A 19,805-nucleotide genomic window follows, 5' to 3' on the forward strand; every position below is an offset into this window, starting at 1 on the left:
ACGGCGTCGCAGGTCGCCGCGTCCACGGACGTGCGTCGCAGAAAGCGGCATCGCAGAAACCAGGAAGGCAGCCTCGCGGCTGCCTTCTGGGTGCAACTGGTGCCGGAAACAGGAGTCGAACCTGCGACCTACGCATTACGAATGCGCCGCTCTACCGACTGAGCTATTCCGGCGGAACTGGCAATTCTAGGCGTCGGCCCGTGCCGGGGTCAATCGCTGCCCGGGCCTTCGCGCGCGCGCCGCAACCGATGGGTTACCCTCCCGGCCCCGTCGTCCGCATCCCCCGCGCATCGTGAAGTTGTTCGCCTGGTTCTGGCTCGCGTTCCTGCTGTTTTTCGCCCTGCCCTTCCCCTGCATCCTCTACTTCGGCAGCGATTGGCCACGCGTACTGGCCCAGCCCAGCTCGCCCGCATGGGCGCTGACCCTGCTGGCGCTGTCGCTGTGCCTGTGGCTGCACCTGCTTTACGCCTACCTGGACACGCTGCTGCTGATGCCGGGACGCGCACTGCAACGCGTGCGCCACATCCTCGCCCACGGCGTGCGCCGCGAGGCGCTGATCGAACGCGCCGCACCGACCGGCGCCGAGGTCAAGGGCTGGCCGCAGCTGTCGCTGACCCTGGCCTTCGACAACCTGTCCGGCACCCCCATCCGCGACACCCTGGTGATCGTGGACCGCAAGCCGGCGCAACGCCGCTTCGAGAGCGGCCGGACCGTGCCGCTGCGGCTGAGCACCACGCCGGGAACCACCCCGAACCTGGTGCTGGAAGACGCCGAGCCGGCCCTGGACCGCACGAGCCTGTGGCGCCGCGCGGCCGGCGCCGTGCTGCTGGTGGTCCTGGTCGGTGCGGCCTACGTCGTGGCCTGGCGCTTGCAGAACCGCGGGCTGGGCTGGACCTTCCTGACCTTCAACCACCCGCTGCTGATGTGCGCGCTGGTGCTCAACGGCTACCTGCTGGCGCTGCGCGTGATCCTGCGCGTGATCCGCAACAACGCCACCGACGAGACCCTGACATACCGCGGCCTGCGCGCCCGTGCACGGGTGCTGGACGTGCGCCAGACCGGCACCACCCTCAACGAGCAGCCGCAGGTGGAGTTCCGCGTGGCGTTCGAGGACGCGTCGGGCACTCCACACGAAGCGACGATGCGACGGTTCGTGTCACTGCTCGACGTCGGGCGGCTTCCGCGCGAGACGGTGTCGGTGCTGTACGACCCGCAGCACCCCGCCCGCGCCGACCTGGAGCTGCCATGAAGACGCCGTCCACCCCACTGGTCTTCGCCTGCGTGGTCCTGCTGCTCGGCGGCCTGGCCTTCGCCGGCGGCGCCTGGGACACCATCCGCGTCACCCTGCAGGCGGCGCCGCCCCCGCAGGCGACGGACCCGGCGGCCGCCCTGCAGGCCACCTCCACGCCACAGTCGCTGGCGGTAACCCCGTCCGCCCCGCCTGCTGCCGAACCGGCGCCGCCGGCATCGCGCGGCAACCTGCTGTTCGACCCGGAGCGGCTGCGCGCGGCGCGGCAGGCGCTGGCGGACCTGCCCGACCTGCAGGGCCACGACCTGCGCGTGTTCCATGCCGTGCATTTCTACGACGGTCGGATCGGACTCCAGTTGCTGGACCCCGCACGGCCGGGCCACGTGGACGACTACAGCTTCCACGACGAGGCCTGGCACAAGGGCGCGCCGGTGGATCCACGCATGTTCGGCCCGTTCCTCAAGCCGGCCACCGACACCGCCGCCTTGCAGGACATCGATTTCGAAGGTGCCTATCGGGTGGCCACGGCCCTGAAGGAACAGGGCGAGGCGCTGCACGCCGAGCCGGAGAAGGTGGATCACGTGTACGTACTGATCGGCCGGCGCGGCCGCTTGCGCTGGATGCCCGATGGCGTGGAAGGCGATCGCGTCACCATGGGCATCCTGTTCGATGCGCAGGGGCGGCCGCGGGGCATGCAGCGCCAGTGAGCGTTGGTGGCCGCGGCGCGGCCAGGCGCCGGAGGCCAGACGTGCGATGCCGGCACCGCTGCCAGGACGCCTCGCGCTCATGTGAGGCGGCTTCGGGGCGCCGCCAACCCCCTGTTGGCGCGCGCATCGCGCCCGTCTCGGCTATCTCGTGGGAGCGGCTCTTGTCCCCTTTTCGGGATCAGCCGCGACGGGCGTTCCCGATAAGGCCCGTCGCGGCTGAAGCCGCTCCTACGAGAAAACCTGCATCCGGCTCGATTGCGGTGAAAGCGGGTTGGTCGCAGTGCCCATCAGCAGCGCCGGGCGCGACGCAATGGCAGTCGCGGCTGAAGCCGCTCCTACGCTTGCCACGACAGCCGCCTCTCCAGTGCAGAAACGCGCGCCCGCACGCGTCCGTCAGTCGACCAGGCGCAGCCGCAGTTCCTTGGGCAGGGCGAACACCATCGATTCCGGTTCGCCCGCCAGTTCGGACACGCCGTCGGCGCCGAGTTCGCGCAGCCGCGCGATCACCCCGTCCACCAGCACCTGCGGCGCCGAGGCACCGGCGGTCAGGCCGACCCGGCGCTTGCCGGCGATCCAGGCCGGGTCGATCTCGTCGGCGCCGTCGATCAGGTAGGACTCCACTCCGTCGCGCCGCGCCAGCTCGCTCAGCCGGTTGGAATTGGAGCTGTTCGGCGAGCCGACCACCAGCACCAGGTCGCACTCCCTGGCCAGGTCGCGCACCGCGTCCTGGCGGTTCTGGGTGGCGTAGCAGATGTCGTCGTTCTTTGGGCCCTGCATCGCCGGGTAGCGTGCACGCAGCGCCTCGATGATGCCGCGGGTATCGTCCACCGACAGCGTGGTCTGGGTGGTGTAGGCCAGGTTCTCCGGCTGCTTCACGTCCAGCGTGGCGACCTGCTCGATGTCCTCGACCAGGTAGATGCGGCCGGTGCCGCATTCGCGGTCCCACTGCCCCATCGTGCCTTCCACCTCCGGGTGGCCGGCGTGGCCGATCAGCACCACGTCGCGGCCGGCACGGCAGTGCCGGGCCACCTCGAAATGCACCTTGGTGACCAGCGGGCAGGTCGCGTCGAACACCTTCAACCCGCGCCGCTCGGCTTCCTGGCGCACGGCCTGGGCCACGCCGTGGGCGCTGAAGATCACCGTATTGCCGTCGGGCACTTCGTCCAGTTCCTCGACGAAGATCGCGCCGCGCTGCTTGAGGTCGTCGACCACGAAGCGGTTGTGCACCACCTCGTGGCGCACGTAGATCGGCGCACCCAGGGTTTCGATGGCGCGCTTGACGATCTCGATCGCGCGATCGACGCCGGCGCAGAAGCCGCGGGGGTTGGCGAGCAGGACATCCATTAGCTAGATCCGCCGGCCGCAGGGGACCAGGCGCTTCGACAGGGAGAGTGGCACCGATTATCCCGCTTTTCGCTTCGCCTTGCCGTCGAACACGCCGAACAGGGCGATGCCGATGGCGCCGGCGACGATCGCCGAGTCGGCGATGTTGAACGAGGGCCAGTAGTGCTCGCCCACGTACCACTGGATGAAATCGACCACGTGGCCGTGCATCAGCCGGTCGATCACGTTGCCGATCGCCCCGCCGATCACCAGCGCGTACGGCAGCGCGCTGCGCCACTCGCCGCGCGGCGTGCGCGCCAGCCACCAGGCCAGCAGGGCGCTGATGCCCACCGCCAGCGCGGTGAAGAACCAGAGCTGCCAGCCGCCAGCCTGGCTCAGGAAACTGAATGCAGCGCCGGTGTTGTAGGTCCGGTACCAGTTCCAGAAGCCCGGAATCACCGGCACCGCGGTGAACTCGGGCAGGCTGGCCAGCACCCAGGCCTTGCTCCACTGGTCCAGGCCGATCACCACGGCCGACAGCAGCAGCCAGATCAGGGCGGAGGGGTTGGGTCGTGCGGTCATGCGGGAAGTCCGCCTTGGGCGAAGAAGGAAAGGGAGGACGGCCGGCGCCGCAGCCACGGCGCCGCCGCTGGCCCCGGCGACGCGCAAGTGACGTGGCCGGGGACGGGACTCAGAACCAGCGGCGCTCCTCGCCCGGTCCTTCGATGTTGCTGACGCAGCGGCCGCACAGCTCCGGGTGCGCCGGGTCGGCGCCGACGTCGGCGCGGTAGTGCCAGCAACGCACGCACTTGGGCTTCTCGGTGGCCTGGGCGCTGACGAAGATCTCGTCGGTCGTGGCCTCGCGCACCACCACGTCGCCGCTGATGAACAGGAAGCGCAGTTCCTCCTGCAGCGGCTGCAGCTTCGCCGCGGTGGCGGCGTCGGCAGCGACGGTGATCTCCGCCTCCAACGCCGCGCCGATCACGCCGTTGCCGCGCATCGGCTCCAGCACCTTGGCCACCTGCTCGCGCAGCGCCAGCAACTGCTCGAAGTCGGCCGCGCTCAGCGGCGCGTCTTCCGGCAACGGCGCCAGGCCCTCGTACCAGGTCGCGAACAACACATTGCCCAGGTGCGCGCCAGGCAGGTAGCCCCACAGCTCATCGGCGGTGAAGCTCAGGATCGGCGCGATCCAGCGCACGAAGGCCTCGGCCACATGGAACATCGCGGTCTGCGCCGAGCGCCGGCCGTGCGAGTCCTCGGCCATCGTGTACAGCCGGTCCTTGGTCACGTCCAGGTACAGCGAGCCCAGGTCCACGCTGCAGAAGTTCAGCAGCGCCTGCACGATCGCGGCGAAGTCGTAGCGCGCATAGGCGGCCTTGACCTGCTCCTGCACCTCGTAGGCGCGGTGCACGATCCAGCGATCCAGCGCCACCAGCTCCGGCAGCGGCCGCAGGTGCATGGTCGGGTTGAAGCCGTGCAGGTTGCCGAGCAGGAAGCGCGCGGTGTTGCGCAGGCGCCGGTAGGCGTCGGCGTTGCGCTTGAGGATCTCCTGCGACAGCGACATCTCGTTGCTGTAGTCGGCCGAGGCGATCCACAGGCGCAGGATGTCCGCGCCCAGCGTCTTCATGATGTCCTGCGGCTCGATGCCATTGCCCAGCGACTTGGACATCTTGCGGCCGTGCTCGTCCACGGTGAAACCGTGGGTCAGGCACTGCCGGTACGGCGCGGCATGATCCAGCGCCACGCCGGTCAGCAGCGAGGACTGGAACCAGCCGCGGTGCTGGTCGGAGCCTTCCAGGTACAGGTCGGCCGGCTTGGGCAGGCCGCGTTCGGTCAGCACCGCCTCGTGGGTGACGCCGGAATCGAACCAGACGTCGAGGATGTCGGTGATCTTCTCGTAGTCGGCCGCCTCGTCGCCGAGCAGCTCGGCAGCGTCGAGCGCGTACCACACGTCCACCCCGCCCTCCTCGACGCGGTCGGCGACCTGGCGCATCAACTCGGTGCTGCGCGGGTGCGGCTCGCCGGTCTCGCGATGCACGAACAGCGCGATCGGCACGCCCCAGGTGCGCTGGCGCGAGATCGTCCAGTCCGGGCGCCCGGCCACCATGCCGGCGATGCGCGCCTGGCCCCAGGCCGGGTACCAGTGCACGCCCTCGATGGCCTGCAGCGCCTCGGCGCGCAGGTTGGCCTGCTCCATCGAGATGAACCACTGCGGCGTGGCGCGGAACGCGATCGGGGTCTTGTGCCGCCAGCAATGCGGGTAGCTGTGGACCATGCTGGCGCGCGCCAGCAGCAGCCAGCGCCCGGCCAGCAGGTCGGCGATGACGTCGTTGGCCTTCCAGATGTGCAGCCCGGCCAGTTCCGTGCCATCGACCGCGGGGGTCGACGGCAGGTACACGCCGCGCGCATCGACCGGGTTGATCTGCGCCGCGCCGTAGCGCTCCAGCAGCCCGTACGGCTTGACCGCCACGTAGTCCTCCTGGCCGTGGCCGGGCGCGGTATGCACCGCGCCGGTGCCGTCGGTATCGGACACGTGGGTGCCGAGGATCACCGGTACGTCGCGCTCGTCGTAGAAGGGATGCGCCAGCACCTGGTGTTCCAGCGCCGCGCCGGCGACGCGGCCGTGCACCACCACCTCATCGACGCCGTAGCGCTGCAGCGCGCGCTCGGCCAGCGCGTCGGCCAGCACCAGCCAGCGGCGGCGGCCGTCGCGGGCCGGGCCTTCGACCAGCGCATAGACCAGCTCCGGCCCCAGCGACACCGCCAGCGAGGCCGGCAGCGTCCACGGCGTGGTGGTCCAGATCGGCACGGCCACTTCGGCACCGTCCGGCAGGGTCGCGCCGAACGCGGCGGCCAGCGCCGCGCCGTCGCGGGCGGTATAGGCCACATCCACCGTCGGCGACTGCTTGTCGGCGTACTCGATCTCCGCCTCGGCCAGCGCCGAACCGCAGTCGAAGCACCAGTGCACCGGCTTCACGCCGCGGGTCAGGTGGCCGTTGTCGACGATCCTGGCCAGCGCACGGATCTCGTTGGCCTCGAAATGGAAGTCCAGCGTGCGGTAGGGATTGTCCCAGTCGCCGATCACGCCCAGGCGCTTGAAGTCGCGGCGCTGGATATCGATCTGCTCGTTGGCGTACTCACGGCACTTCTGCCGGAACTGCACCGCATCCAGCTTGACCCCGACCTTGCCGAACTTCTTCTCGATCGCGATCTCGATCGGCAGGCCATGGCAATCCCAGCCCGGGATGTACGGCGCATCGAAGCCGGACAGGTACTTGGACTTGACAATGATGTCCTTGAGGATCTTGTTGACCGCATGGCCGAGGTGGATCGCGCCATTGGCGTAGGGCGGGCCGTCGTGCAGCACGAACAGCGGCCGGCCCTGGGCGTTGTCGCGCAGCTTCGTGTACAGGCCCTCGTTCTCCCAGCGCGCCAGGATGTCCGGCTCGCGCTTGGGCAGGTCGCCGCGCATCGGGAACTCGGTCGCCGGCAGATGGAGGGTGGCTTTGTAGTCCTGGGTCACGGGCAGTTACCGGTCGGTGGTCTTCAGGGGGAGGTCCGCGCGCGGGGCGGCGGACACGGGCGCCAGGCCCGTGGCGGCCGGCGCGGCGAGCAGTTGCCGCGCCAGCGCGGCGTCGCGGTGCATCTGCGCGGTCAGCGCCGGCAGATCGGCGAAGGTTTCCTCGTCGCGCAGCTTGGCGACGAACTCCACCTCGATGTGACGACCGTACAGGTCGCCCTGGAAATCGAACAGGTGCGCTTCCAGCAGCGGCTCCACGCCCTGCACGGTCGGGCGGGTGCCGAAACTGGATACCGACGGCCACGGCTGCGCCGCCACCCCATGCACCCAGGTGGCGTAGATGCCGGACAGCGCCGGGGTCCGCGCGAAGCGCAGGTTGGCGGTGGGATAGCCGAGCGTGCGCCCGAGTTGCTTGCCGCGCACCACGCGGCCGCCGATCGCGTACGGGCGGCCCAGCAGCTCGGCGGCATGGGCGAACTCCCCGGCCACCAGCAACTCGCGGATGCGGGTGCTGGAGATGCGTTCCTCGCGCAGGTGCACCGGCGCGATCTCGTCGGCGGCGAAGCCGTGCTGGGCGCCCAGCGCGCGCAGCAGCGCGATGTCGCCGCCGCGCTTGTGGCCGAAGCGGAACGCCGGGCCGATCCAGACCTCGCGCGCACGCAGGCGCTCGACCAGCACGCGCTGCACGAAGTCCTCGGCGCTCATCGACGCCATGCGCCGGTCGAAGCGCAGCAGGCCGACGCTGTCGATACCGAGCCGGTGCAGGCCCTGCACCTTGGCCCGGGCCAGGGTCAGCCGCGGCGGCGGCGCGGCCGGGGCGAAGAACTCGCGCGGCAGCGGCTCGAAGCTCAGCGCCACCGCCGGCACGCCCGCTTCGCGCGCGCGCGCGATCGCCTGCCGCACCAGCGCGCGGTGGCCCAGGTGCAGGCCATCGAAGGCGCCGATGCAGACCACGCTTCCCTGCGGGAACAGCGTCCCGCCCTCGACGTCTCTAAACAGCCTGCTCATTCCTCGGTCCGAAGCGCCGGCGCGGGAGGCGCCGGTCGATGATGCGTAACCGTCGAGTATAGCGGTTGGGGCAAGGCCCCGGGCGCGGCGCCCACCGTAGGAGCGGCTTCAGCCGCGACCGGGGGATTTCATCGGGACACCCAGGTCGCGGCTGAAGCCGCTCCTACGAATCCCGAATCCCCGCTCCCAGCCCTTCTCAGCTCTCGCGCAAATCCCGCGGCCGGAAGCCCAGCGCCAGCAAGGCAAGCAGATACACCGCGCCGCCGCCGCCCACCAGCAGCAGCAGGCTGCCGATGCGGTGCCACTTGTCCATGGTGGTGAACGCCGGCAGCCAGTGCAGGCCCAGCGCCAGCACCGCGGCCATCGCCGCGCAGGCCACGCCCAGGCGCAGCAGGTAACCGCCCCAGCCCGGCTTGGGCTGGTAGACCTGGTCGCGTCGCAGCCAGCGCCACAGCAGCGACAGGTTGAGGTAGCTGGCCACCGCGCTGGCCAGGCCCAGCGCCAGGTGCAGGCCCGGCACCGCCTCCAGCGCTGCGCGCACGCCCTGCGCGCGCAGTTCCGCCGGCACCCACAACTGGTACAGGATCGCCAGGAACAGCAGGTTCAGCGCCATGTTGGCGACCAGCGCGGCGACGCCGGCGCGCACCGGCGTGCGCGTGTCCTGGCGCGAATAGAACGCCGGCAGCAACACCTTGAGCAGGGCGAACGCCGGCAGGCCGAAGCTCAGCCCGAACACCGACATCGCCGCCATGCGCGTGTCGAAGGCGGTGAACTTGCCGTACTGGAACAGGGTCGCCACCAGCGGCTGGCTCAGCAGCATCAGCCCCAGCATCGCCGGCACCGCGATCAGCAGGGTGGTCCGCAGCCCCCAGTCCAGCGCACTGGAAAAGCCCGCGCGATCGGTCTTGACGTGGTGCCGCGACAACGCCGGCAGGATCACCGTGCCCAGGGCCACGCCGAACACGCCCAGCGGCAGCTCCAGGAAGCGGTCGGCCTGCGACAGCCAGCTCTGCGAGCCGGCGTACAGGAACGAGGCGATCACCGTGTCCAGCAGCAGGTTGATCTGCGCGATCGAGGAGCCGAACAGGGTCGGCACCATCAGGGTCAGCACCCGACGCACGTCCGGGTGCTGCCAGCCCCAGCGCGGCAGGGTCAGCAGGTCGATGCCGCGCAGGGCCGGCAACTGGAACAGCAACTGCAGCACGCCGGCCACCAGCACCGCCCAGCCCATCGCCAGGATCGGCACCTGCAGCCGCGGCGCCAGCCACAGCGCGCCGGCGATCATGCACAGGTTGAGGATCACCGGGGTCAGCGCCGGCAGGCCAAAGCGGTGGAAGCTGTTGAGCGCGCCGCCGGCCAGCGCGGTCAACGACACGAACAGCAGGAACGGAAAGGTCAGCCGCAGCAGGTCGACGATCAACCCGAACTTAGCCGGGTCGTCGCTGGCGCCGGGGTTGAACAGCATCGCCACCTGCGGGGTGAAGATCAGCCCCAGCGCGGTGACCAGCAGCAACACCCCGCCCAGGGTGCCGGACACGCGCGACATCAGCGCGCGCAGGTCGGCGTGCGGGCGGGTTTCCTTCACCTCGGTGAACACGGGCACGAAGGCGGTGGCGAACGAGCCCTCGGCGAACAGCCGGCGCAGGAAGTTGGGAATGCGGAACGCCACCCAAAACGCGTCGGTGGTGGCGTTGGCGCCGAAGGAAATGGTGATGGCTTGGTCGCGCACCAGCCCCAGCACGCGCGAGACCATGGTCATGCTGCTGAAGGAGAGCAGCCCGCGGAGCATGCGCGGCGTGCTCATGCGGCAACCCTCTTGACAATTGGCTTGACGCGAATGTTTGGACGCTTCATACTCTCCCGCTTGTTTTTATCCACCACACAGCTTTCCAGGAAACCACCACCGTGGCCAATATCAAGTCCGCCAAGAAGCGCGCCAAGCAGACCGTCGTGCGCAACGCGCGCAACACGGCTCAGCGTTCGATGCTGCGCACCGCCGTCAAGAAGGTCATCAAGGCCCTGGACGCCAACGACGCAGCCGGCGCCGAAGCCGCTTTCGCCATCGCCCAGCCGATCCTCGACCGTTTCAGCTCGCGCGGCCTGATCCACAAGAACAAGGCTGCCCGTCACAAGAGCCGCCTGAGCGCCCGCATCAAGGCGATCAAGACCGCCGCCTGATCGGCTGCCGTCGACGCCGGGAGCGCCTGCGCTTCCGGCTGCACCACGAAAAAGCCCGGCCTCGGCCGGGTTTTTCGTGTGCGCATCACCCCGCCCTGCGCGCCGCGGTGCGGCGCAGCGCTCAGGCGCCATCGGCGGCTGCCTCCAGCGCGCCCTCGCGCTGGCGGTCGAAGAACGCCATCACGTCCTTCATGATCGGCCAGGTGCCTTCGCGGCCCAGCGCCGACACCAGGTACCAGGGCTGGGTCCAGCCCAGCTCGGCGACGACCTGCTCGGCCAGCGCGCGCGCTTCGTCCTCGAACATCAGGTCGGCCTTGTTCAGCACCAGCCAGCGCGGCTTGGCCAGCAGCTCCGGATCGTGCTTCTGCAGCTCGCGCTCGATTGCGCGCACCTGCTCGGTCGGCGAGACGCCGTCCACGCCGCCCTCCATCGGCGCCAGATCCACCAGGTGCAGCAGCAGGCGGGTGCGCTGCAGGTGACGCAGGAACTGCGCACCGAGGCCGGCGCCATCGGCGGCCCCCTCGATCAGCCCGGGAATGTCGGCGATCACGAAGCTGCGGTAGGCCTCGACGCTGACCACGCCCAGGTTCGGGTACAGCGTGGTGAACGGATAGTCGGCAACCTTCGGCGTGGCGGCGGACACGGCGCGGATGAAGGTGCTCTTGCCGGCATTGGGGAAGCCCAGCAGGCCGACGTCGGCCAGCAGCTTCAGCTCCAGCTTGAGCGTGCGCTGCTCGCCCTCTTCGCCCGGCGTGGCCTTGCGCGGCGCACGCGTCACCGAGCTCTTGAAATGCATGTTGCCCAGGCCACCCTTGCCGCCCTGCGCGACCAGCAGGCGGTCGCCGTGCGCGACCAGATCGCCGATGACCTCGTCGGTCTCCACGTTGACCACCACGGTGCCGACCGGCACGGTGATGGTCAGATCCTCGCCGGCCTTGCCGTACATCTGCCGACCCATGCCGTTCTCGCCGCGCTGCGCGCGGAACGCGCGCTGGTGGCGGAAGTCGACCAGGGTGTTGAGATTTTCGTCGGCAACCAGCCACACGCTGCCGCCGTTGCCGCCATCGCCACCATCGGGCCCACCCAGCGGGATGAACTTCTCGCGGCGAAAGCCGATGCAGCCATTGCCGCCATTGCCGGCCGTGACCTGGATTTCCGCTTCGTCTACCAACTTCATGGGATTCGGGATTCGCGATTCGGGATTGGAAAGAACCACCGGACGCCGCAGTTTAGCGACCCCGGCAAAAGAACGGAGGCAGGAATCGCAGGACGCAATGGAATCCGCTTTGGCGAATCCCCAATCCCCAATCCCGCCATCCCGGCCACCAAACGAAAAACCCCGCCGAAGCGGGGCTTTCGTCAGCAAGCCTGCGCCATGGCGCAGGCCCTGGACACCGGAACTTACGCCTCGGTGACCACGCTCACAGTGCGGCGCTTCTTGGCACCCTTCACCGAGAACTCGACCTTGCCGTCGACCAGCGCGAACAGCGTGTGGTCGCGGCCCAGGCCGACGCCGGCGCCCGGGTGGAACTGGGTGCCGCGCTGACGCACGATGATGTTGCCGGCCTCGATGGCCTGGCCGCCGAACATCTTCACGCCCAGGTACTTCGGGTTGGAGTCGCGGCCGTTGCGCGAGGAACCTACGCCTTTTTTGTGTGCCATGACTGCTGCTCCTTACTTCTTGTCGCCACCGGCGATGCCGGTGATCTCGATTTCGGTGTAGTGCTGCCGATGACCCTGACGCTTCATGTGGTGCTTGCGGCGGCGGAACTTGATGATGCGCACCTTGTCGGCGCGGCCGTGTGACACGACCTTGGCGGTGACGGCGGCGCCCTTCAGCGCATCGCCGATCTTGATGCCGTCGCTGTCGCCCAGCATCAGGATGTTGTCGAACGTGATCTCGTTGCCGGCTTCGACTTCGAGCTTTTCCACGCGGAGCGTTTCGCCCTGCGCGACGCGGTATTGCTTACCGCCGGTGACCAGTACTGCGTACATGACCAGACTTCCTCTGTAGTTATTGTGGTCGTTCCCGTCGTGCCGTTTCGGGCAGACAGGAGCGGGATTGTAAGCCGCCGCATGCGGCAGGGTCAAGCCCACCCAGGCCCGGACTGTCAAGCCCCGCGGCCCGGCGCGGCTGCCTGAACCAGCCAGCCGCCGGCGCCCGGCGGCGCTGGGATCCGCGGCAATTGCCCCCACCTGACAAGCTGGGTACGCTGATCGATTGCCGTCCCCTTTCCGCCCCCTCACTGGCCAGCGGCACCGCCACGGCCGGCACATTCCGGAATCTTTTCATGGCGATGGATTACATCCGCATCCGCGGCGCGCGGACGCACAACCTCAAGAACCTCGACCTCGACCTGCCGCGCGACAAGCTGATCGTGATCACCGGCCTGTCCGGGTCCGGCAAGTCCTCGTTGGCGTTCGACACCATCTACGCCGAAGGCCAGCGCCGCTACGTGGAGTCGCTGTCGGCATACGCGCGGCAGTTCCTCAGCGTGATGGAGAAGCCCGACATCGATCACATCGAAGGCCTGTCGCCGGCGATCGCGATCGAGCAGAAGTCGACCTCGCACAACCCGCGCTCCACCGTCGGCACCATCACCGAGATCTACGACTACCTGCGCCTGCTGTACGCGCGCGTCGGCCAGCCGCGCTGCCCCGACCACGGCTACCCGCTGGAGGCGCAGACGGTCAGCCAGATGGTCGACCAGGTGCTGACCCTGGACCCGGAGCAGCGCTACATGCTGCTGGCGCCGGTGATCCGCGAGCGCAAGGGCGAGCATGCGCAGGTGTTCGAGCAACTGCGCGCGCAGGGCTTCGTGCGCGTGCGCGTGGACGGCGAGCTGTACGAGATCGACGCGGTGCCGGCGCTGGCGCTGCGCCAGAAGCACACCATCGAGGCGGTGATCGACCGCTTCCGCCCGCGCGAGGACATCAAGCAGCGCCTGGCCGAGAGTTTCGAGACCGCGCTGAAGCTGGCCGACGGCATGGTGGCGGTGCAGTCGCTGGACGACACCGCGGCCGCGCCGCACCTGTTCTCGTCCAAGTACAGCTGCCCGGTCTGCGACTACTCGCTGCCGGAACTGGAACCGCGCCTGTTCTCGTTCAACGCGCCGATGGGCGCCTGCCCGAGCTGCGACGGCCTGGGCATGGCCGAGTTCTTCGATCCCGATCGGGTGGTGGTGCATCCGGAGCTGTCGCTGTCGGCCGGCGCGGTACGCGGCTGGGACCGGCGCAACGCGTACTACTTCCAGTTGATCGCCTCGCTGGCCAAGCACTACAAGTTCGACGTCGACGCGCCCTGGCAGTCGCTGCCGGCGAGCGTGCGCCAGGCGGTGCTGTACGGCAGCGGCGACGAGACCATCACCTTCACCTACTTCACCGACGCCGGCGGCCGCACCCAGCGCAAGCATCGCTTCGAAGGCATCATCCCCAACCTGGAGCGCCGCTACCGCGAGACCGAATCGCCGGCGGTGCGCGAGGAACTGGCCAAGTACATCAGCGAACGGCCGTGCCCGGACTGCAAGGGCGCGCGCCTGAACAAGGCCGCGCGCAACGTGTTCGTCGCCGACCGCCCGCTGCCGGACCTGGTGGTGCTGCCGATCGACGACGCGCTGAGCTTCTTCCGCCAGCTCGACCTGCCCGGCTGGCGCGGCGAGATCGCCAGCAAGATCGTCAAGGAGATCGCCGAGCGGCTGGGCTTCCTGGTCGACGTCGGCCTGGATTACCTGACCCTTGAGCGCAAGGCAGACACGCTGTCCGGCGGCGAGGCGCAGCGCATCCGCCTGGCCAGCCAGATCGGCGCCGGCCTGGTCGGCGTGATGTACGTGCTCGACGAACCCTCGATCGGCCTGCACCAGCGCGACAACGAACGCCTGCTCGGCACCCTCACCCGCCTGCGCGACCTCGGCAACACGGTGATCGTGGTCGAGCACGACGAGGACGCGATCCGCCTGGCCGACTACGTGCTGGACATCGGCCCCGGCGCCGGCGTGCACGGCGGCGAGGTGGTCGGCCACGGCAGCGTGCAGGACCTGCTGAAGGCGCCGCGCTCGCTGACCGGGCAATACCTGTCGGGCAAGCGCCGCATCGAGATCCCGGCCAAGCGCCACAAGGCCAATCCGAAGATGACCCTGCACCTGCGCGGGGCCACCGGCAACAACCTCAAGAACGTCGACCTGGACATCCCGGCCGGCCTGCTGACCTGCATCACCGGCGTGTCCGGCTCGGGCAAGTCGACCCTGATCAACGACACCTTGTTCACCCTGGCGGCGAACGAGATCAACGGCGCCTCGCACAGCGTGGCGCCGTACCGCGAGATCGAGCACCTGGACCTGTTCGACAAGGTGGTGGACATCGACCAGTCGCCGATCGGCCGCACCCCGCGCTCCAACCCGGCCACCTACACCGGCCTGTTCACGCCGCTGCGCGAACTGTTCGCGCAGGTGCCGGAAGCGCGTTCGCGCGGCTACTCGCCGGGCCGCTTCAGCTTCAACGTGCGCGGCGGTCGCTGCGAGGCCTGCCAGGGCGATGGCCTGATCAAGGTGGAGATGCACTTCCTGCCGGACGTGTACGTGCCTTGCGACGTCTGCCACGGCAAGCGCTACAACCGCGAGACGCTGGAGATCCTGTACAAGGGCTTCAACATCAACGACGTGCTGGAAATGACCGTCGAGGATGCGCTGAAGCTGTTCGAGCCGGTGCCGTCGATCGCGCGCAAGCTGGAAACCCTGGTCGACGTGGGCCTGAGCTACATCAAGCTCGGCCAGAGCGCGACCACCCTGTCCGGCGGCGAGGCGCAGCGCGTGAAGCTGTCCAAGGAGCTGTCGCGGCGCGATACCGGCCGCACCCTGTACATCCTCGACGAGCCGACCACCGGCCTGCACTTCCACGACATCGAGGCGCTGCTGGGCGTGCTGCACAAGCTGCGCGACGAAGGCAACACCGTGGTGGTGATCGAACACAACCTGGACGTGATCAAGACCGCGGACTGGATCGTCGACCTCGGCCCGGAAGGCGGCCACCGCGGCGGCACCATCCTGGTCACCGGCACGCCGGAAGACGTGGCGGCCTGCCCGCAGTCGTACACCGGCCAGTTCCTGGCGCGGATGCTGCCGTCCACCAGCGCGCGACCGGAGCAGCCGGCGGCGATGGCCAACAAGCCCGATGCGCGCCCGCCGCGCAAGGTCAAGCCGGAAAAGCCGGCGAAGAAGCAGGCCGTGGCGGCAAAGAGCGACAAGGCCAGCAAGAGCACCACCAGTACCGGCACCAAGAAGAAGAAGGACGTTTGATGAGCAGCGAACACAAGATCCTGGCGCGCATCCCGATCAGCGTGCGCTGGCGCGACATGGACAGCATGGGCCACGTCAACAACGCCAAGTACATCTCCTACCTGGAAGAAGCGCGCGTGCGCTGGATGCTGGGCGTGGAGGGCGTCTCGATGAGCGACCGCATCGCACCGGTGGTGGCGGCGACCAACGTCAACTACCGCGCACCGATCGTGTGGCCCAACGACATCCTGGTCGAGCTGTTCGTCGAGCGCCTGGGCACCAGCAGCGTGACCATCGGCCACCGCATCGTCGATCAACAGGACGAGAGCCGGCTCTATTCCGACGGCAACGTGGTGGTGGTGTGGATGGACACCCAGACCGGCAAGAGCGCATCGCTGCCGGACGCGGTGCGCAAGGCGACGAGCTGAGGCCTGTGCCTGCGCCGGGGCACGCCCGGCGCAGGCAAACCATCGCAGTACCGGCGGCATTCGCGCTTGAATTCGCCGGCGCAGCGCGCGACCGCCCCGCGGGGCGTACCTAGTCAAGCACCTGCAGGCACCTCTAACAGCCCGCTTTTTGCAGCGCCGCAGCCCTTGTAGGAGCGGCTTCAGCCGCGACGCGCGTTGCAATGAATGCCTGTCGCGGCTAAAGCCGCTCCTACGAGTACCAAGGAACTCCCCTTACATCGCCTGCTTGCGCACGGTCAGCGTCGCGTCGGCCTTGCCACCATCTTCCAATTGCAATTGCAGCGGCACGGCCTGGTCTTCGGTCAGCGCACCCGTGCCCTGCATCAGCATCAGGTGCATGCCGCCGGGCTTGAGTTCGACGCGGGCGCCGGGGGCCAGCGGCACACGCTCGACCGCGCGCATCCGGCTGACGCCGGCCACCAGCGTGGTCTCGTGCAGCGACACATCGCCGAAGCGGGGGCTGCTGGCCCCAGTGACCGTGACCGCCTTGCCGCAGCCGTTGTGGAGCACGCCATAGCCGGCGGTCATCGGCATGGCCGGATTCGGCGGCAACCGCACCCAGCCCTGCTCCAGGGTGAGGCAGGCCGGTTCTGCGGCCGACGCCGCGGTGGCGACCGCGCATAGCACCATCAATACGCCAGCGAATGGTTTGGTTATCATCGCCGCGGTTCCTTCTTCGAAAGCAGACCGCAGCATGACGACGCTCATCGACGTGATCAACCACGGCCCCATCCGCGAGCTGCGCCTGGCGCGGCCGCCGGTCAACGCGCTGGACACCGAGCTGTGCCAGCAACTGATCCAGGCGATCGAGCAGGCCGGCGCCGACGGCGCGCACGGCCTGGTGCTGTCGGGCAACGAGCGGCTGTTCTCCGCCGGCATGGACGTGCCGCACCTGCTCAGTCACGGCGACGACCGCGCCAAGCTGCTCGCCAGCTGGCAGCAGTTCTTCGGTGCGGCGCGTGCGCTGGCCGCCAGCCCGATGCCGGTGGTGGCGGCGCTGACCGGCCACGCCCCGGCCGGCGGCTGCGTGCTGGCGCTGTGCTGCGACTACCGGGTGATGGCGCGCAGCCCCGAGCCGGCGCGCCCGGTCACCATCGGGCTCAACGAGACCCAGGTCGGCCTAGTCGCCCCGGAAGGCATCCAGCGCCTGCTGCGGCGGGTGGTGGGCGCGCACCGCGCCGAACGCCTGCTGGTCGGCGGCGACCTGGTCAGCGCCGAGCGCGCGCTGGAGATCGATCTGGTCGACGAACTGGTCGACGCCGACCTGGTGGTGGCGCGCGCGCTGGCCTGGCTGCTGGAACTGCTGAAGCGGCCGCGGCAGCCGATGCTGCAGACCCGGGCCATCGCCCGCGCCGACCTGCGCGCGGCGCTGGCCGACGAGCACATCGGCCTGGAACGGCTGATCGACGACTGGCAGGCGCCGGACACCCAGGCCGCGCTGCGCGCGCTGGCGGCGCGGCTGGGCAAGGGCTAGGGCGTGCCATCGATCCCCGGGCATGCCGCGCCACGGTTGCGCGCGTCCAGGTGAGCAGGACAGGCAGGAAGTGGCCATGCGCCCTCGCCCGAGCGATCGCGCGGCCGCGGGCGCGCGCGGACGGCCCGGTATAATCGGCGCACGTCCGTCGCCAGGCCCCGCCTCTTGTCCGCCAAGCCCGCCCCCGTCGTGTCCGAACTGATCGAGCTGCTGTCGTTGGAGCGGCTGGAGGACAACCTGTTCCGCGGCCAGAGCCGCGACATCGGCACCAAGTACGTGTTCGGCGGCCAGGTGCTGGGCCAGGCGCTGTCGGCGGCGCAGGCCACGGTGGAGAACGCGCGCCGCGTGCACTCGCTGCACGCCTACTTCCTGCGTGCCGGCGACATCGAGCATCCCATCGTCTACGACGTGGACCGCACCCGCGACGGCGGCAGCTTCTCGGTGCGCCGGGTCACCGCGATCCAGCACGGCAAGGTGATCTTCTTCTGCGCGGCCTCGTTCCAGGAACAGGAAGACGGCGCCACCCACCAGCTGAAGATGCCGGAAGTGCCGCAGCCGGAAGACATCGAACCGACCCCGGCGGCACGCCCGGAAGTGCTGGCGACGCTGCCGACCAAGGTGCAGCGCTGGCTCTCGCGCGGCGGCCCGTTCGAGTTCCGCCACGTGTACCCGCGCGACGAACTGAATCCGCCCAAGCGCCCGCCGTTCCAGCAGATGTGGCTGCGCCTGAGCGAGCCGGTCGGCGATGCGCCGGAACTGCACCAGGCACTGCTCGCCTATGCCTCGGACTTCCACCTGCTCGGCACCGCCACCTTCCCGCATGGCATCAGCTACTACACGCCGAACGTGCAGATGGCCTCGCTCGACCACGCGCTGTGGTTCCATCGCCCGTTCCGCGCCGACGACTGGCTGCTGTACTCGCTGGACAGCCCCAGCGCGCAGGGTGCGCGCGGCCTGGCGCGCGGGCAGTTCTTTACCCGCGACGGCACCCTGGTGGCCAGCACCGCGCAGGAAGGCCTGATCCGCGTGGTGCCCGACGCCGATGCCGCGGCGCAGGTTCCGGCGAAGCGCTGAGGACACCGACATGCGTCAGATCTTCAGCAGCCAGCGCGTGGAAACCGCCGAAGGCGTGGCCGCGCTGCTGCGCGATGCCGGTATCGAGGTGCGGCTGAGCAACGGCCGCTCCTACCGCAGCCGCCGCAGCGGCCAGTTCAGCTATCTCGACCCGGTGGCGGCGCAGGCCCAGCCCACGGTGTGGGTGGTGCATGCCAACGACCAGCCGCGTGCGCGCGAACTGCTGCGCGACGCCGGGCTGCTCGACAGCACCCGCCGCGATCCCGAACAGGGCCGTGCGCCGTACTTGAACGAGTTCCGCTCGCAGGTGGAAGTGGACGCCGGCAAGCGCTGGGCCTGGCGCATCCGCATCGCCCTGCTGCTGGCGATCGGCGCGGCGGCGCTGGTGACGGTGCTGCGCCACCGCGACAACCGCGCGCCTACCGCCGTACCGGCCCAGCCCGCCGCGACGCAGCAGGCCACGCCACCGGCGCAAGACACCGGCAGCGATGAGGTGCGCGTGCGCGTGCAGCCGGCACCGCGGGGCAACTGAGGCAGCGCGCGCGGCGCCGTGCTGCGCGCATCGGCGACGACGTACCGTGACTGCTGCAGGATCCTGTCTGCCTGCGCCGCACTGCGCGCGCAGCCCACGCCTGCACTAGCGCGACGCCGCGTCGCGCACGCGAACGCGAACGCCCCACCACCCACACAACAAAACGCCCCTGCACCTTGCGGTACAGGGGCGCGGTCGATCGGCGCCTTGATGCAGTGAAGCCGTGTTGCGGCGAATGACTCAGTTGTTGTCCGGCGCCGGCATCGGCGGCGGCGGCGTGTCGCCACCGCGCGGTCCGGCCGGGCGGTGCGCCCAGCGCTTGGCCTGCGCCGCATCGAACTCGGCGCGGCTGAGCATGCCGTCCTTGTTGGTGTCGGCCGCGGTGAACCAGGCATCGCGATGCTGCTTGGCGCGCAGTTCGAAGTCGGCACGGTCGATGTAGCCGTCCTTGTTCACGTCCATCTTGTCGAAGCGCGCGGCGAGCTTGGGATCGGCCTGCGCTTCGGCGCGGCTGATGCGGCCGTCCTTGTTGGTGTCCAGCTTGGCCATCATCGCGCCGGGCACGCCGTGTCCACCCGGACCGCCGTGGCGGCCGTGCCGCGGCCACTCGTCGCGGCTGAGCTTGCCGTCGTGGTTCTTGTCCAGCGCGTCGAAATGTTCGGCCAGGCGCGGATCGGCGGCAGCTTCGCTGCGATCGATGACGCCATCGCCGTTCTTGTCGAGCGTGGCGATGCCGCCGGCAGCGGCAGGCGCGGCGGGATCGGCCGGCGGCGGCGGAACCGCGTAGGCGGTCCCGGACAGGACGGCCAGCACGGCCAGGGCAAGCAGCGGGTTGCGAGACTTCATGGGTCACTCCCTGAGGATGATGAGGAACCTGCCAGGACGGCAGGCGTCCGGCGCCGCGGGCGGCCCGCGCAACGGGCCGGCGCCGTGGCGCCTTCCCTGCAGACAACGCCCCGCCGTCGCCGCGGTTGACCCACGGCCGGGCGTATTCATGGACGGG

The 19,805-nt window shown here is 69.6% G+C and carries 18 protein-coding genes and 1 tRNA gene; 8 read left to right on the forward strand and 11 right to left on the reverse strand.

Annotated elements, in window-relative coordinates:
- Nucleotides 1-97: 97 nt before the first annotated feature.
- Nucleotides 98-173: transfer RNA gene (locus tag NUG21_RS14860), tRNA-Thr, on the reverse strand.
- Between the two features lie 119 nt (nt 174-292).
- Between NUG21_RS14860 and NUG21_RS14865 the strand changes: the two genes are divergently transcribed.
- Nucleotides 293-1,249, forward strand: a complete 957-nt coding sequence (locus tag NUG21_RS14865; protein WP_263391278.1) for a hypothetical protein — start codon at nt 293-295, stop codon at nt 1,247-1,249.
- Nucleotides 1,246-1,956, forward strand: a complete 711-nt coding sequence (locus NUG21_RS14870) for a hypothetical protein (RefSeq protein ID WP_263391279.1) — start codon at nt 1,246-1,248, stop codon at nt 1,954-1,956. The genes NUG21_RS14865 and NUG21_RS14870 overlap by 4 nt, the downstream gene beginning before the upstream one ends.
- A 393-nt stretch (nt 1,957-2,349) precedes the next feature.
- Here the strand turns inward: NUG21_RS14870 and ispH are convergent, their stop codons facing one another.
- The 5 genes from ispH to murJ all read right to left on the reverse strand — a co-directional run bounded on the left by ispH (nt 2,350) and on the right by murJ (nt 9,596).
- Entirely contained in the window at nt 2,350-3,300 is a 951-nt protein-coding gene (gene ispH / locus NUG21_RS14875; RefSeq protein WP_160947646.1) for a 4-hydroxy-3-methylbut-2-enyl diphosphate reductase, read from the reverse strand.
- A 57-nt stretch (nt 3,301-3,357) separates the two neighbouring features.
- A complete protein-coding gene (gene lspA / locus NUG21_RS14880; protein WP_019797822.1) occupies nt 3,358-3,861 on the reverse strand; it encodes a signal peptidase II in 504 nt (167 codons plus the stop codon).
- 109 nt (nt 3,862-3,970) lie between these two features.
- The gene (gene ileS, locus NUG21_RS14885; protein WP_263391280.1) at nt 3,971-6,802 is read right to left on the reverse strand and encodes an isoleucine--tRNA ligase; all 2,832 of its coding nucleotides are present in this window, start codon (nt 6,800-6,802) and stop codon (nt 3,971-3,973) included.
- A 6-nt stretch (nt 6,803-6,808) separates the two neighbouring features.
- Nucleotides 6,809-7,807, reverse strand: a complete 999-nt coding sequence (locus tag NUG21_RS14890) for a bifunctional riboflavin kinase/FAD synthetase (RefSeq protein WP_263391281.1) — start codon at nt 7,805-7,807, stop codon at nt 6,809-6,811.
- 196 nt (nt 7,808-8,003) lie between these two features.
- A complete protein-coding gene (gene murJ / locus NUG21_RS14895) occupies nt 8,004-9,596 on the reverse strand; it encodes a murein biosynthesis integral membrane protein MurJ (RefSeq protein ID WP_263393095.1) in 1,593 nt (530 codons plus the stop codon).
- 116 nt (nt 9,597-9,712) lie between these two features.
- Between murJ and rpsT the strand changes: the two genes are divergently transcribed.
- A complete protein-coding gene (rpsT, locus tag NUG21_RS14900; RefSeq protein ID WP_010341167.1) occupies nt 9,713-9,985 on the forward strand; it encodes a 30S ribosomal protein S20 in 273 nt (90 codons plus the stop codon).
- Between the two features lie 121 nt (nt 9,986-10,106).
- Here the strand turns inward: rpsT and cgtA are convergent, their stop codons facing one another.
- The 3 genes from cgtA to rplU form a co-directional block, all read right to left on the reverse strand.
- The gene (cgtA, locus tag NUG21_RS14905; protein ID WP_263391282.1) at nt 10,107-11,162 is read right to left on the reverse strand and encodes an Obg family GTPase CgtA; all 1,056 of its coding nucleotides are present in this window, start codon (nt 11,160-11,162) and stop codon (nt 10,107-10,109) included.
- A gap of 224 nt (nt 11,163-11,386) precedes the next feature.
- Entirely contained in the window at nt 11,387-11,647 is a 261-nt protein-coding gene (rpmA, locus tag NUG21_RS14910) for a 50S ribosomal protein L27 (RefSeq protein WP_010341169.1), read from the reverse strand.
- Nucleotides 11,648-11,659: 12 nt separating this feature from the next.
- Nucleotides 11,660-11,980, reverse strand: coding sequence for a 50S ribosomal protein L21 (gene rplU, locus NUG21_RS14915; protein WP_263393096.1), 321 nt, complete (start codon nt 11,978-11,980; stop codon nt 11,660-11,662).
- Nucleotides 11,981-12,276: 296 nt separating this feature from the next.
- Here rplU and uvrA point away from each other — a divergent pair, with 296 nt between their 5' ends.
- Nucleotides 12,277-15,276 carry an excinuclease ABC subunit UvrA gene (gene uvrA, locus NUG21_RS14920; protein ID WP_263391283.1) on the forward strand — a complete coding sequence of 1,000 codons (3,000 nt, stop codon included), beginning with the start codon at nt 12,277-12,279 and terminating at the stop codon, nt 15,274-15,276.
- Nucleotides 15,276-15,683 (forward strand): acyl-CoA thioesterase, encoded by a 408-nt coding sequence (locus NUG21_RS14925; RefSeq protein WP_019796968.1) that lies wholly within the window; start codon nt 15,276-15,278, stop codon nt 15,681-15,683. Before uvrA ends, NUG21_RS14925 begins: the two co-directional genes overlap by 1 nt.
- Nucleotides 15,684-15,935: 252 nt before the next feature.
- On the opposite strand, the gene NUG21_RS14930 is transcribed toward NUG21_RS14925, so the two are convergent.
- Complete coding sequence (locus NUG21_RS14930; protein ID WP_263393097.1) at nt 15,936-16,382, reverse strand: copper chaperone PCu(A)C; 447 nt, start codon at nt 16,380-16,382, stop codon at nt 15,936-15,938.
- A 34-nt stretch (nt 16,383-16,416) separates the two neighbouring features.
- On the opposite strand from NUG21_RS14930, the gene NUG21_RS14935 reads away from it, so the two are divergent.
- The 3 genes from NUG21_RS14935 to NUG21_RS14945 all read left to right on the forward strand — a co-directional run bounded on the left by NUG21_RS14935 (nt 16,417) and on the right by NUG21_RS14945 (nt 18,802).
- Complete coding sequence (locus tag NUG21_RS14935) at nt 16,417-17,196, forward strand: enoyl-CoA hydratase/isomerase family protein (protein WP_160947639.1); 780 nt, start codon at nt 16,417-16,419, stop codon at nt 17,194-17,196.
- Between the two features lie 165 nt (nt 17,197-17,361).
- Nucleotides 17,362-18,270, forward strand: a complete 909-nt coding sequence (tesB, locus tag NUG21_RS14940) for an acyl-CoA thioesterase II (protein WP_010341175.1) — start codon at nt 17,362-17,364, stop codon at nt 18,268-18,270.
- Nucleotides 18,271-18,280: 10 nt separating this feature from the next.
- Nucleotides 18,281-18,802 (forward strand): putative signal transducing protein, encoded by a 522-nt coding sequence (locus tag NUG21_RS14945; protein ID WP_184502488.1) that lies wholly within the window; start codon nt 18,281-18,283, stop codon nt 18,800-18,802.
- A gap of 240 nt (nt 18,803-19,042) precedes the next feature.
- Here NUG21_RS14945 and NUG21_RS14950 read toward each other — a convergent pair whose 3' ends face one another.
- A complete protein-coding gene (locus NUG21_RS14950) occupies nt 19,043-19,648 on the reverse strand; it encodes an EF-hand domain-containing protein (RefSeq protein WP_160947637.1) in 606 nt (201 codons plus the stop codon).
- Between the last annotated feature and the right edge of the window lie 157 nt (nt 19,649-19,805).

It is taken from the genome of Xanthomonas sp. CFBP 8445, from assembly GCF_025666235.1.
GTDB classification, from domain to species: domain Bacteria; phylum Pseudomonadota; class Gammaproteobacteria; order Xanthomonadales; family Xanthomonadaceae; genus Xanthomonas_A; species Xanthomonas_A indica.